Origin of the sequence: Streptomyces sp. NPDC014733 (genome assembly GCF_043083385.1) — a bacterium.
Lineage (GTDB): Bacteria > Actinomycetota > Actinomycetes > Streptomycetales > Streptomycetaceae > Streptomyces.
The window spans coordinates 139,938-152,999 of sequence record NZ_JBIBYO010000013.1; the positions used below are offsets into that span (position 1 = coordinate 139,938).

Genomic DNA, 13,062 nt, shown 5'->3' on the forward strand with positions numbered 1-13,062 from the left:
TACGTTCCTTGGCGACGCCGACGAGATGAGGGAAGTCCCCGTGTCAGAGCACCAATGGAACGCCGTCGAAAGCTACTTCGCCCCGCTGCTCGCCCCCCACGACGCCGCCCTGGACGCGGCGCTGCGCGCCAGCGACGCCGCCGGGCTGCCGCCGATCGCCGTCTCCCCTACCGAGGGCAAGCTGCTGCACCTCCTCGCGCAGACCCAGGGCGCGCGCCGGATCCTGGAGCTGGGCACCCTCGGCGGCTACAGCACCATCTGGCTGGGGCGCGCGCTCCCCGCCGACGGGCGGCTGATCTCCCTGGAGGCGGACGTGGCACACGCCGAGGTGGCGCGCGCCAACCTCGACCGGGCGGGGCTGTCCGGGGTGGCCGAGGTCCGGGTCGGCCCGGCGCTCGACTCGCTGGCGGCGCTGGCGGACGACGGCGCCGAGCCGTTCGACCTGGTCTTCATCGACGCGGACAAGCCCAACAACCCGCACTACCTGGAGTGGGCGCTGCGGCTCACCCGCCCCGGGTCCTTGATCATCTGCGACAACGTCGTCCGCGGCGGAAAGGTCGCCGACCCGGCCGCCCCGGAGCCCGCGATCCGGGGCACCCGTCGCTGCCTGGAGATGATGGCCGCGGACCCGAGGCTGTCGGCGACCGCGATCCAGACCGTCGGCAGCAAGGGGTACGACGGTTTCGCGCTGGCCCGGGTGGTCGCGTAGGGGTACTCCCGCGGGGGCGCCCGCCGGGGGCGCCCCCTGTCCGGTCAGGCGGGCCGGGTGGCCTTGAGGGAGTACATCAGCGGGATGCGCGGGCGGCCGGCGGGCAGGCGGTAGAAGCCGTCGGCGTCGCGTTCCAGTGCGCCGAAGCGCTGGAAGAGCGTCATGTCGTGCTCGTGGAGGAACTCGATCCGCAGCCCCGTCGCGGCGACCGCGCTGACCACGTCGCCGATCGGGTGCTGCCATTCGACGGAGCGGTTGTTGACCGTCGGGGCACCGAAGTCCGTGTACGAACCGGAGGTTTCCTCCACCCACGCGTCGCGGCTGAAGTAGTCGTGCGTGACCCGGGAGCCCGTGGAATCGTCCAGCGCGTCGCACAAGGGGTGGAACTCGGCGAGGTAGAGGAAGCCGCCGGGGGCGACGAGGGACGCGGCGGTCTCGGCCCACCGCTCCACGTCCGGCAGCCAGTTGAGGGCGCCGAGGCCGGTGTAGACGATGTCGTAGGCGCTGTCGGGCACCGCCTCCACCGCGTCGTACACATCGGCGACGACGAAGGAGGCGCGGTCGGTGTCGTGGCCGAGGTCGGCGGCGGTCTCGCGGGCGGCGTCGACGGCCGGTTCGGAGAAGTCCAGGCCGACCACGCGGGAGGCGCCGCGGTGCAGCCACGAGAGGGTGTCCTGCCCGAAGTGGCACTGCAGGTGCAGCAGGGAGCGACCGGTGACCTCGCCGACCTCCGCCGCCTCGAAGGGGCGGATCGCGTCCCGGCTGCGCCGGAACCCCTCGTGGTCGTAGAAGTCGCTCTCCAGGTGGAGCGGGACCCGCTCGTCCCACCGTGCGCGGTTGGCCTCGCGCCAGTCGTCGGGGCCGGTGTGTGGTCGCATACCGCGAAGCTATCCACCGGTGTGGACGGTCGCCACACATTTTGCGGGCGCCGGTGCCGACCGCCGCCGCCGGGCACCGCGTCCTCCGGGGCCGTGTGCCGGCCGGTCACGACGGGCCCGGGAACCGCCCGTGGAACGGCCCGTGCACCGTTTGCGGCGTATCAGGTTTGATAGGGAGCATGACTGACGCTGAGTCCATGCCCACCTGGGAGAAGCGGTTCCGCGCACCGCGCGTCTCCCTGCCCGACTGGGCGGAGGACGCCCCCGACCGTTCACTGTTCGTCTCCAACGCGACCGGCACCTTCGAGCTGTACGCCTGGGACCGGAAGACCGGTCACCAACGTCAGGCCACGGACCGGCCGAACGGCACCACCGACGGCACGCTGTCGCCCGACGGCGAGTGGATCTGGTGGTTCTCGGACACCGACGGCGACGAGTTCGGGGTGTGGCTGCGGCAGCCCTTCGACGGCGGCGCCGACGAACCGGCCACGCCCGGTCTCGCCCCCTCCTACCCCGCCGGACTCGCCCTCGGCCGGGACGGCTCCGCCGTCGTCGGCCGCTCCACGGACGAGGAGGGCTCGACGATCCATGTCGTGCGGCCCGGCCAGGAGCCGGTGGAGATCTACCGCCACCAGGAATCGGCCGGCGTCGGTGACTACTCCCACGACGGTTCGCTGATCGCCATCGAGCACACCGAGCACGGCGACGCCATGCACTCGGCGATCCGCGTCGTCCGGCCGGACGGTTCGACCGTCGCCGAGCTGGACGACACCAAGGGCGGCACCGAGGAGCTGGGGCTGTCCGTGATGGGCTTCGCGCCGGTCGCCGGCGACACCCGGCTGCTCGTCGGCCACCAGCGGCGCGGCCGCTGGGAGCCGATGATCTGGGACCCGCTGACCGGCGTCGAGACCGCCCTCGGCATCGACCTCCCCGGCGACGTGGGCGCCGACTGGTACCCGGACGGCTCGGCCCTGCTGATCGAGCACGAGTACCAGGCCCGCAGCGAGCTGTGGCGCCACGGCCTCGGCGCGGACGGGGCCGGACTGACGCGGGTGGACACCCCCGCGGGCACCGTCTCGGGCGCGACGGCACGGCCCGACGGCACCGTGGAGTTCCTCTGGTCGTCCGCCGCCCGGCCGCCGGAGGTCCGCTCGACCGGCGGCGCGGTCGTCCTCGACCCGCCCGGGATGAAGGCCCCGGCCTCGGTCGAGGTCACGGACGCCTGGGTGGAGGGGCCGGGCGGCCGGATCCACGCCCTGGTCCAGCGGCCCGCGGGCGACGGCCCGTTCCCCACCGTCTTCGACATCCACGGCGGTCCCACCTGGCACGACAGCGACGCCTTCGCCTCGGCGCCCGCCGCCTGGGTGGACCACGGTTTCGCGGTCGTCCGCGTCAACTACCGCGGCTCGACGGGGTACGGCCGCGCCTGGACGGACGCGCTCAAGCACCGCGTCGGGCTGATCGAGCTGGAGGACATCGCCGCGGTCCGCGAATGGGCCGTCTCCTCCGGCCTCGCCGACCCCGAGCGGCTGATCCTCTCCGGCGGCTCGTGGGGCGGCTACCTCACCCTGCTGGGCCTCGGCACCCAGCCGGACGCCTGGGCCCTCGGCCTCGCCGCCGTCCCGGTCGCGGACTACGTCACGGCGTACCACGACGAGATGGAGGCCCTGAAGGCGATGGACCGCACCCTCCTCGGCGGCACCCCGGAGGAGGTCCCGGAGCGCTTCGAGGCGTCGTCCCCGCTCACCTACGTGGACGCGGTGCGGGCCCCGGTCTACATCTCCGCGGGCGTCAACGACCCCCGCTGCCCGATCCGGCAGGTGGAGAACTACGTCGAGCGCCTGGAGCAGCGCGCCCACCCGCACGAGGTCTACCGCTACGACGCGGGCCACGGCTCCCTCGTCGTCGAGGAGCGCATCAAGCAGGTCCGCCTGGAGCTGGACTTCGCGCTGCGGTACCTCAAGGAGCGGGAGAGCTGAGCCGAGGCGCGGAGGGGGAGCCGCTAACCGGCCGGAACGCCTTCCGGCTCCCCCTCCGCCACATCGGCCCCGATCCCCAGCGCCGCGTCCCGGGCCGCCTCCACCTCGCGGCGGAGGAGCCGGAACCACATGAAGGCGACGAACCCGCCGAAGACGAACCACTCAAGGGTGTAGCCGAGGTTCTGGAACGCCTTGAGGTCGAGTCCGCTGCCCTCCGCGGCGGCCGGCGGTACGGCCTTCAGCGGCGCTGAGGTCTCGCCGAGCGTGATCCAGGCGTCGTAGACCGGGTACGGCACGATGTTGACCAGCGAGGCGGCGCTGATCATCCCGAGCTGCCCCGCGGGCAGGCCGCCACCGGACCGCACGCCGCTGGTGCCGACGTTCTCGGACGCCTGGAGGGCGCCGGTGACGGTCACCTCACCGGTCGGCGGGGCGGGCACCTCGGCGGTGTCGGCGGGGTTGTCCGCGTCACCGGGCAGCCAGCCGCGGACGACCGGCAGCGCCTTGCCGCCGTCGGTGCGCAGCGGCGTCAGGACGTAGAAGCCCGGGCGGCTGCCGGCCTTGCGGTCGAGGGTGCGGTCCGGGACCAGCAGCTGGTGCCGGGCGTCGTACGTACCGCGGGCGCGGGCCTGGCGGCCGGAGGTGACCTGGTCGACGGGGAGAAGGCTGTCGAGCGGCCGGGCGGCGGCCGTCTCGGCGGCCGCGGCCCGGTCCGCCTGCTGCTGATGCGAGTCGACGCGGTCCTCGAAGCGGCCGAGCTGCCAGCTGCCCATGAAGACGCAGAAGGGGATCGCCAGTACGGCGAAGACGTTGATTCCCCACCACCGCGGGGTCAGCAGGAACCGGTACACGCCTCCCACGGTACGGGGCCCGCGCCACGCTCCCGCACCGCCCCCTCGCAGAGCGCCGCCCCCTGCCGGGCCCGCCGGAGGCGGCCCCCACGGCGACCGGCCCTTACCCGTACCGGCTACTTCCCGTACCGGCTCTTCCCCGTACCGGCTACTTACCGTTGAGCACGCCGGTCCGGTAGACGGTCCCGGCGCAGGCATCGGTGAGGGTGGCGTCGGCGGCGATCGGGTCGCCGGATTCCGGGGTGTGGCTGAGGACGATGCCGCCGGCCGCGGCGCCACCGCCGCCCGAACTGCCGCCGCTCCCCCCGCCGGAGTCACCGCTCCCCCCGCCGGTGTCCTGCCCGTTGTCGTCGGCGGCCGGGGCCTCCGAGGGGCTGGACGGGGAGGCCGACGGCGAGGGCTTGGAGCCGTTGCAGCCACCGGACGCCGGAATCCAGGCGAACTTGATCTCGTATGCCTGCCCCGGCTTGAGAACGAGCTGGTCAGGGGCGGTGGCAGGGTCGGGCAGGCCGGTGGCCTCATCGCCGCTGGTGTGGTCGACGACATGGATGCGGGCGGTGTCGGCGGCGCCCTGCGCCACGACGTCCACGGTGCCGGCGCCGTCGACGGAGCAGGGGGTGGCCGAGGTGTTGACGACGCGGAAGGCGCCGTAGACGCGGCCCTCGGAGTCAGCCGGGGCGACATTGCCGGTGCCCTTGCCGAGCTGGTCGCGTCCGCAGGCCGGCGAGGTGACGTCATCCGTCTCGTACGGGTCCGGGCTGCCCGCGCCGTGGCCGTCCCCTGGGCGGTGGGGCTCCGCCGAGGTGCCACGGCCGCCGGCGGGGTGGCCGCTGCCGCCGTCCGCCGCGCCGCCGTCGGCGGGCTTGCGTCCGCGGGTGGTGGCGCCGCCGTCCGGAGCGCCGTCGGTGGCGTCGGTCTGCCGGTTCCCCGCGGCGTTGGCCGGCCGGTCGCCGGGGGCCTCGTCGAGGTGGACGACCTGCACCATCGCCGGGATGGAGGTGCCGCCCAGCAGCAGGGCCGCGGCGGCGCCGACCACGGCGTGCCGGCGGCGCTTGCGCCGGGCGGGGACCGCGTGCCGGATCTGGTCCAGGGCGTCGGGCGCCGGTTCGAGGTCGCCGACGGAGGACTGCAGCAGCCGCCGCAGCGCCTCCTCGTCGCCGAATCCGTCGCCGCCGGAGCCGGGGCTCTCGCCGCGGTGGCCGGCGTCCCGGGCGCCCTGCGCCCAGCCGGGACCGGCGTGGCCGCCGTCCCCACTTCCGGAATGCACGACATCTCCGGCACCGTCCGGGCCGACGGGATCGCCCGCCCCGGAGTGTGCACGGGCCGGGTCGAGGGGGTTGCCGTTCATGCCGGTGCCTCCATCGCGACGCGGAGCGCCGCGATACCGCGTGAGCCGTACGCCTTGACCGAGCCGAGCGATATGCCCAGCGTCTCGGCGACCTGCGCCTCGGTCATGTCGGCGAAGTAGCGCAGCACCAGCACCTCGCGCTGGCGGCGCTGGAGCCCGCGCATCGCCCGGATCAGCTCATCGCGTTCCAGCAGGTCGTAGGCGCCTTCCTCGGCGCTGGCCATGTCCGGCATCGGCTTGGAGAGCAACTTGAGGCCGATGATGCGGCGGCGCAGCGCGGAGCGGGAGAGGTTGACGACGGTCTGCCGCAGATAGGCGAGCGTCTTCTCCGGCTCGCGGACGCGGTTACGGGCGGAGTGGACGCGGATGAACGCCTCCTGGACGACGTCCTCGCAGGACGCGGTGTCGTCGAGGAGCAGCGCGGCGAGCCCGAGCAGGGAGCGGTAGTGGGCGCGGTAGGTCTCGGTGAGGTGGTCGACGCTGGTGCCGGTGGCCGCCGGGTCGTCGGCGTCACCGCGCTGGTCGGCGTCGCCACGCGGGGCGGGGAGCTTGCCGGGCCGCGTGGTGGGCCAGGGCGCGATCACCGGCATGCCCCCGGCGCCACGGGCGTGCGGCGGACGCACTGCCGCGCCCGCTGCGCCCCCCGGGGCGATCGTGAATGCGAGAACCTCTGCCACGCCTGTTGGACACACATCTCCCCGTCAGGGTTGTACGCGCACGCCACCGTCTCCGGTGTCGCGTTGTATGCCCTCATTGCGCCCCAGCTCTTCCTCGGTGCCCCATATATCCCGACGCGTCCACTCCGGCCTCAGCTGCGCCGGGACCGCCGCCGGTACGCCGCGACCACCCGGGCGCCGCGCACCCCGGGGCCCTCGCCCGTCCCGACGCCCCGCGGGGCAGGGCCCAAGACGCTCCGCTCCCGACCGCCGGTTCCCGGACGGTTCCGGGCCTCCTGACCGGATGCGCCGAGACGCCTCTGACCAGGCACAGGACACCGGAATCCCTGGCCCGATCACAGAATCTTCACACGTTTCGCAAGTATGTCGTAGGGGGTCGGCGCCGCGACACCCGAATCCCGGAACGCCTTTCGGAACGCCTTTCCCCGACCGGCCGGTGACGCTCCGAAGCCGCCCGGCGCCGCCGCTCCGCGCCGGCCAAAAAAGCGGGCGGCCCGCCCCCGCGTCACGCGCGGGGAGCGGACCGCCCGGTCCGTACCGGTGGGTCAGCGCCCGGTGCCGCCGTAGACCACGGCCTCGTCGCTGTCCGTGTCGAGCCCGAAGGCGGTGTGCACCGCGCGCACCGCCTCGTTCACGTCGTCGGCGCGCGTAACCACCGAGATACGGATCTCGGAGGTCGAGATCAGCTCGATGTTCACCCCGGCGTTCGACAGCGCCTCGAAGAACGTCGCGGTGACGCCCGGGTTGGTCTTCATCCCCGCGCCGACCAGGGAGATCTTGGCGATCTGGTCGTCGTAACGGAGCGAGTCGAAGCCGACCGCCGCGCGGGTCTTCTCCAGGGCGGCGACGGCCTTGCGGCCCTCCGCCTTGGGGAGCGTGAAGGAGATGTCCGTCAGTCCGGTCGAGGCGGCCGAGACGTTCTGGACGACCATGTCGATGTTGACCTCGGAGTCCGCGATGGCGCGGAAGATGCGCGCGGCCTCGCCCGGCTTGTCCGGCACGCCGACGACCGTGACCTTCGCCTCGGAGGTGTCGTGTGCGACGCCCGAGATGATTGCCTGCTCCATCGGCTGGTCCCCTTGCGGTTCGTTGCTGACCCACGTGCCCTTGAGCCCCGAGAACGAGGAGCGGACGTGGATCGGGATGTTGTAACGGCGTGCGTACTCGACGCAGCGGTGCAGCAGCACCTTGGAACCGGAGCTGGCCAGCTCCAGCATGTCCTCGAAGGAGATCCAGTCGATCTTCCGGGCCTTCTTGACGACCCGCGGGTCGGCGGTGAAGACGCCGTCGACGTCGGTGTAGATCTCACAGACATCGGCGTTCAGCGCGGCGGCCAGCGCGACGGCGGTGGTGTCCGAGCCGCCGCGGCCGAGCGTCGTGATGTCCTTCTTGTCCTGCGAGACGCCCTGGAACCCGGCGACGATGGCGATGTTGCCCTCGTCGACGGAGGTCTGGATGCGGCCGGGCGTCACATCGATGATCCGCGCCTTGTTGTGCACGGAGTCGGTGATCACACCGGCCTGGCTGCCGGTGAAGGACTGCGCTTCATGACCGAGGTTTTTGATCGCCATCGCCAGCAGCGCCATGGAGATTCGCTCTCCGGCGGTCAGCAGCATGTCGAACTCGCGCCCCGATGGAATCGGGGACACCTCCTGAGCGAGATCGATCAGCTCGTCCGTCGTGTCGCCCATCGCCGAAACCACCACGACAACCTGGTTGCCGTTCTTCTTGGCCTCGACGACTCGCTTGGCAACGCGCTTGATGCCCTCGGCATCCGCAACGGATGAGCCGCCGTACTTCTGCACGACAAGGCCCACGTGCGCTCCTCGCAACTGTCTCTTCGGGAGTTTCCTCCCGGACCCCCGGAAATGGGGGTACTGCGGTCGACTCAGTTTAACGAGCAGGCGGAAACCGCCTCGCTGATACCGCATGGTGAGACACAATGCTCAGCCATCGATCATCTTCGTACGCCGATGATCACCGTGTCCCGCGGCGGCTCCGCGTGGCGCCCCGTCGCGCCCGCTCGGCCAGCACATGCCCGCTCCGGCACGGAGCACACGGGAACGTAAGCCAGGTCACACACCGCCACGGCCCCGGCGCACACGGTTTCCGCCACTCCGGCCGCGCCCCGCCCACCCCTCCGGTACCGCCCCGCACACCGGCCACGGACCGCGCCCCCCGGAGGCTTCGCCACCGCTTCGGCCCGGCCGTCCGGAGACCGCCGGGCCCGGCGGCTCAGGCCCGGTCCAGCCCCAGCGGCCCGGCGATCTCCGCCGCCATGACCTTGCCCGCCTCCTCGGCGAGCCGCTCCTCGTCGCCGCCGGCACCGCTGTCGGTGTCCAGCCCGTCGAGCGCGTCCAGCGGCTGGTCCAGGCGGACGTGCGCGACCAGCGACTGCAGCGCACGCAGCGACGCCGACGCGGTCGGACCCCAGTTGGTGAGGTAGGAGAACTGCCACCACCACAGCGCCTCGCTGACCCGGCCCGCCCGGTAGTGCGCGAGCCCGTGCCGCAGATCGGTGACGATGTCGGCGAGGTCGTCGGAGATCCGGCAGGCCACCGGCTCGCTGCGCGGCACGTACGGGTCGAAGACCTCGGAGTACACGTCGACCGGGTCCAGGAGGCGGGCGAACTGCTCGCGCAGCTCGTCGGCGTCCGGCTCCGGGCCGCTGTCCGGTTCGTATCGCTCGTCCGGGACGATGTCCTCGTGGGCGCCGAGGCGTCCGCCGGTGAGCAGCAGCTGGGAGATCTCCAGCAGCAGGAACGGCACCGCGCTGTCCGGCTCGTCACCCTTGGCGACCTCGGTCACCGCGACGATGAAGCTCTCGATCGAGTCGGAGATCGATACGGCGAAGTCATCGGGATTCTGCGTCGCGTTGTGCAGCGTGGCATCAGACATCGAGAAGTCTCCTCCCTTCGAAGGCCCGCCCGAGCGTGACCTCGTCGGCATACTCCAGGTCTCCCCCGACCGGCAGTCCGCTGGCCAGTCGCGTCACCTTCAGCCCCATGGGCTTGATCATGCGTGCCAGATAGGTGGCGGTGGCCTCGCCCTCCAGATTCGGGTCGGTGGCCAGGATCAGCTCGGTGACGGTGCCGTCGGCGAGCCTGGCCAGCAACTCCCGGATCCGCAGATCGTCCGGCCCCACGCCCTCGATCGGGCTGATCGCCCCGCCGAGCACGTGGTACCGGCCGCGGAACTCCCGCGTCCGCTCGATCGCCACGACATCCTTGGGCTCCTCGACGACGCAGATGACCGCCGGGTCGCGGCGCGGGTCCAGGCAGACCCGGCACTGCTCCTCCTGTGCGACGTTGCCGCACACGCTGCAGAACCGAACCTTCGCCTTGACCTCCATCAGCGCGTTCGCGAGCCGGCGGACATCGGTCGGCTCGGCCTGCAGGACATGGAAGGCGATCCGCTGCGCGCTCTTGGGACCGACGCCGGGCAGCCTGCCCAGCTCGTCGATCAGATCCTGAACCACGCCTTCGTACACGGAACGTCTTCTTTCTCTTCTGCCCTGCTCAGTACGCTAGTTGGCCACCGCCGGAAAGGGGAGACCGCGGCCGGCCCCGGGCCTCAGAAGGGCAGGCCGGGGATTCCGCCGCCCAGGCCCTGCGCCAGCGGGCCGAGCTTGCTCTGCTGAAGCTGCTGGGCGCTGGCGTTCGCGTCCCGGACGGCCGCGAGCACCAGGTCGGCGAGGGTCTCGGCGGTCTCCTCCGCGGAGTCGACATCGACCGCCTTCGGGTCGATGACCAGGCTCTTCAGCTCACCGGAGCCGGTCACCGTCGCCTTGACGAGGCCGCCGCCCGCCGAACCCTCGACGGGCGTCTCCGCCAGCTCCTGCTGGGCGGCCGCAAGGTCCTGCTGCATCTTCTGGGCCTGCTGGAGCAGCTGCTGCATATTGGGCTGACCACCGGGGATCACGACGTGACTCCTGCCATACGACAACGATTGGTGCGGTAGCCCGAGCCTACGTGCTTCCCGGGACCGGCGCCTTACGCCGTACGGACGAGCCGCCACCCGTCCGCCCGGCCTGCTCCGTCCCCTCATCCTCCCCCTACGGGGTGAACGGAACGGAGCCGTCCGACCACCCGCGGCGGTACGGGCGGCGGCTGCCCGCCGGAACCTGCGCGGAGCGGCCCGGCGGGGTCCCGGACACCTCACCCGGGCCCGGGGCACCCCGCCGTCTCACTCGTTGTTGAACTCCTCCACCACCGTCGCGCCCAGCTCCCGCACGATGAGGTCGTGGCCGCTCAGGGCGGAGTCGACGAGATCGGGGTCGTCCTCCTCCGGCATGTCGTACTCGACGGACACCGGCGGCGGCTCGGGCGAGACCTCGGGCTCCGGGGAACGGCCGCCCGGGCCGCCGGCCGACGGCGACGACACGGCCTCCCGCGCCATCCGGGCACCCTGGCTGCCGCCGGAGGCGCCTCCCCCGGCCGCCGGGCCGCCCTGCGCGGGCGCGGACGACGGCGGGCCGGAGTGCGCGGGGCCGCCGTAGCCCCCGCCCTGACCTGCGCCGTAACCGCCGCCCTGGCCGCCGAAGCCACCCCCGCCGCTGCCACCGCGGGCGCCACCGGCCGGCGGGTTGGCGCCGCCCGAGGGGTCGACGATGGCCTCGACCCGCCACTGCACATGGAACGTCTCGGCGAGCACGTCCTTGAGCACGTCCTCACTGCCGCCGTTGGCGAAGCTGTCACGTGCCCCGGCGTTGGGGAAGCCGATCTGGAGCGTGGTGCCGTCGAAGCCGGAGACCTGGGCGTTCTGGCTCAGCAGAATCCAGGTGAAGCGCCGGCGGCCCTTGACCGCATCCAGGATCTGCGGCCACATCTGCCGTACCTGCGCCGCGCCCTGCCCGCCCCCGGCCGGGGCCCGCGGTGCGGGCGCCGCCGCGGCGGGCTGCTGCGGAGCCGCTGCGGGCACCGGGGCGGCCGGACGCGTCCCCTGTCCCGGGGCCGCGGCCGACGGCCAGCCACCGGGCCGCCGCGCGGTCTCGCCCTGACCTGCGCCACCGCTGCCGGGCCAGGCACCGGGCCGCGCGGGAGCCGGGGCCTCGCCCGCCGCGGCGGGCGCCGCAGCGGCCGTCTCCGGCGCACCGGCCGCCGGGCCGCCCGCACCGCCGGGCCAGGCGCCGGCGGGGCGCGCCTGCTCCCCGGCCTGCTCGGCCGCGTGCGAACCGCTCCGCGGCGCCGCGACCTCGGCGGGCCCGGCGGCCGGCGGCTGAGCGGCCGCGGGCGGAGCCGCGGCGGGCTGGGCCGCAGCGGGAGCGGCCGGAGCGCCGGTCGCCCCGCGCACCGCCGCCCGCGCCGCCGCCGGACCCGCCGGACCCGCGGGCGGGCCCACCGGATGTGCCTCCGGCCCGGGCACGTACCCGACGGCGGGGCCGCCGCCCTCGACCACCGGCGCACCGCCGCCCGCGAACGCGGCCCCGCCGCCCCCGGCGAGCCCGGCCGCGCCGACACCGCGCTCCAGCCGGTCCAGCCGGCTCTGCACGGACCGCTCGTCGTCGTACGCCGCGGGCAGCAGCACCCGGGCGCAGATCAGCTCCAGCTGGAGGCGGGGCGAGGTGGCGCCGCGCATCTCCGTCAGACCGGTGTTGACCAGATCGGCGGCGCGGCTCAGCTCCGCGGCGCCGAACACGGACGCCTGTGCCGTCATCCGCTCCACGACATCGGCGGGCGCATCGATCAGCCCCTTCTCCCCCGCGTCCGGCACCGCGGCGAGAATGACCAGGTCACGCAGGCGTTCCAGCAGATCGGCGACGAACCGGCGCGGGTCGTTGCCGCCCTCGATGACCCGGTCGACGACCTCGAAGGCCGCGGCGCCGTCCCCGGCCGCGAACGCCTCGACGATCGCGTCCAGCAGCGATCCGTCGGTGTACCCCAGCAGCGCCGTCGCCATGGCATACGTCACACCGTCGTCACCGGCGCCGGCGAGCAGCTGGTCCATGACGGACATCGAGTCACGCACCGAACCGGCACCGGCGCGCACCACCAGCGGCAGCACCCCGTCCTCGACCGGCGCCGACTCCCGCTCACACACCTCGGAGAGGTAGTCCCGCAGAGTCCCGGGCGGCACCAGACGGAAGGGGTAGTGGTGCGTACGCGAACGGATCGTCCCGATGACCTTCTCGGGCTCCGTCGTCGCGAAGATGAACTTCAGATGCTCCGGCGGCTCCTCGACCACCTTCAGCAGGGCGTTGAACCCCGCCGAGGTGACCATGTGCGCCTCGTCGATGATGTAGATCTTGTACCGGCTGGAAGCGGGCCCGAAGAACGCCTTTTCCCGCAGGTCACGGGCGTCGTCCACGCCACCGTGGGAGGCGGCGTCGATCTCGATCACATCGATCGAGCCCCGGCCGTTGCGCGCCAGGTCCACACAGGACTGGCAGGTGCCGCACGGCGTGGGGGTGGGACCTTCCTCACAGTTCAGGCAGCGCGCCAGGATGCGCGCACTGGTCGTCTTGCCACAGCCGCGCGGGCCACTGAACAGATACGCGTGGTTGACGCGGTTGTTCCGCAGAGCCTGCTGGAGCGGATCGGTCACGTGCTCTTGCCCGATGACCTCGGCGAAGGTCTCGGGTCGGTAGCGGCGGTACAGCGCGAGGGACGACACGCATACGA

Annotated in this window: 11 protein-coding genes; 2 read left to right on the forward strand and 9 right to left on the reverse strand. The window is 73.2% G+C overall.

The features are described 5' to 3' along the window. Nucleotides 1-40: 40 nt before the first annotated feature. A complete protein-coding gene (locus tag ACF1BH_RS25495; RefSeq protein ID WP_391645963.1) occupies nt 41-709 on the forward strand; it encodes an O-methyltransferase in 669 nt (222 codons plus the stop codon). Between the two features lie 44 nt (nt 710-753). Here ACF1BH_RS25495 and ACF1BH_RS25500 read toward each other — a convergent pair whose 3' ends face one another. Further along, complete coding sequence (locus ACF1BH_RS25500) at nt 754-1,587, reverse strand: class I SAM-dependent methyltransferase (protein WP_391645965.1); 834 nt, start codon at nt 1,585-1,587, stop codon at nt 754-756. A gap of 179 nt (nt 1,588-1,766) precedes the next feature. Between ACF1BH_RS25500 and ACF1BH_RS25505 the strand changes: the two genes are divergently transcribed. Next, nucleotides 1,767-3,566, forward strand: a complete 1,800-nt coding sequence (locus ACF1BH_RS25505) for a S9 family peptidase (RefSeq protein ID WP_391645967.1) — start codon at nt 1,767-1,769, stop codon at nt 3,564-3,566. 23 nt (nt 3,567-3,589) lie between these two features. On the opposite strand, the gene ACF1BH_RS25510 is transcribed toward ACF1BH_RS25505, so the two are convergent. The 8 genes from ACF1BH_RS25510 to ACF1BH_RS25545 form a co-directional block, all read right to left on the reverse strand. Continuing rightward, nucleotides 3,590-4,417: an SURF1 family protein gene (locus tag ACF1BH_RS25510; RefSeq protein ID WP_391645969.1), complete on the reverse strand. Its 828-nt coding sequence runs from the start codon at nt 4,415-4,417 to the stop codon at nt 3,590-3,592. 148 nt (nt 4,418-4,565) lie between these two features. Continuing rightward, nucleotides 4,566-5,765, reverse strand: coding sequence for a hypothetical protein (locus tag ACF1BH_RS25515; RefSeq protein WP_391645971.1), 1,200 nt, complete (start codon nt 5,763-5,765; stop codon nt 4,566-4,568). Next, nucleotides 5,762-6,442 (reverse strand): SigE family RNA polymerase sigma factor, encoded by a 681-nt coding sequence (locus tag ACF1BH_RS25520; RefSeq protein ID WP_391645973.1) that lies wholly within the window; start codon nt 6,440-6,442, stop codon nt 5,762-5,764. The genes ACF1BH_RS25515 and ACF1BH_RS25520 overlap by 4 nt, the downstream gene beginning before the upstream one ends. Nucleotides 6,443-6,987: 545 nt before the next feature. Next, the gene (locus ACF1BH_RS25525) at nt 6,988-8,259 is read right to left on the reverse strand and encodes an aspartate kinase (RefSeq protein WP_391645975.1); all 1,272 of its coding nucleotides are present in this window, start codon (nt 8,257-8,259) and stop codon (nt 6,988-6,990) included. A 418-nt stretch (nt 8,260-8,677) separates the two neighbouring features. Next, on the reverse strand, nt 8,678-9,340 hold the full coding sequence (locus tag ACF1BH_RS25530; RefSeq protein WP_030285546.1) for a DUF5063 domain-containing protein: 663 nt from the start codon (nt 9,338-9,340) through the stop codon (nt 8,678-8,680). After that, nucleotides 9,333-9,932 carry a recombination mediator RecR gene (gene recR / locus ACF1BH_RS25535; protein WP_030285547.1) on the reverse strand — a complete coding sequence of 200 codons (600 nt, stop codon included), beginning with the start codon at nt 9,930-9,932 and terminating at the stop codon, nt 9,333-9,335. The genes ACF1BH_RS25530 and recR overlap by 8 nt, the downstream gene beginning before the upstream one ends. 83 nt (nt 9,933-10,015) lie before the next feature. Beyond that, nucleotides 10,016-10,363 (reverse strand): YbaB/EbfC family nucleoid-associated protein, encoded by a 348-nt coding sequence (locus ACF1BH_RS25540; protein ID WP_078654103.1) that lies wholly within the window; start codon nt 10,361-10,363, stop codon nt 10,016-10,018. Between the two features lie 264 nt (nt 10,364-10,627). Next, a complete protein-coding gene (locus ACF1BH_RS25545; RefSeq protein ID WP_391645978.1) occupies nt 10,628-13,054 on the reverse strand; it encodes a DNA polymerase III subunit gamma and tau in 2,427 nt (808 codons plus the stop codon). Nucleotides 13,055-13,062 lie beyond the last annotated feature (8 nt).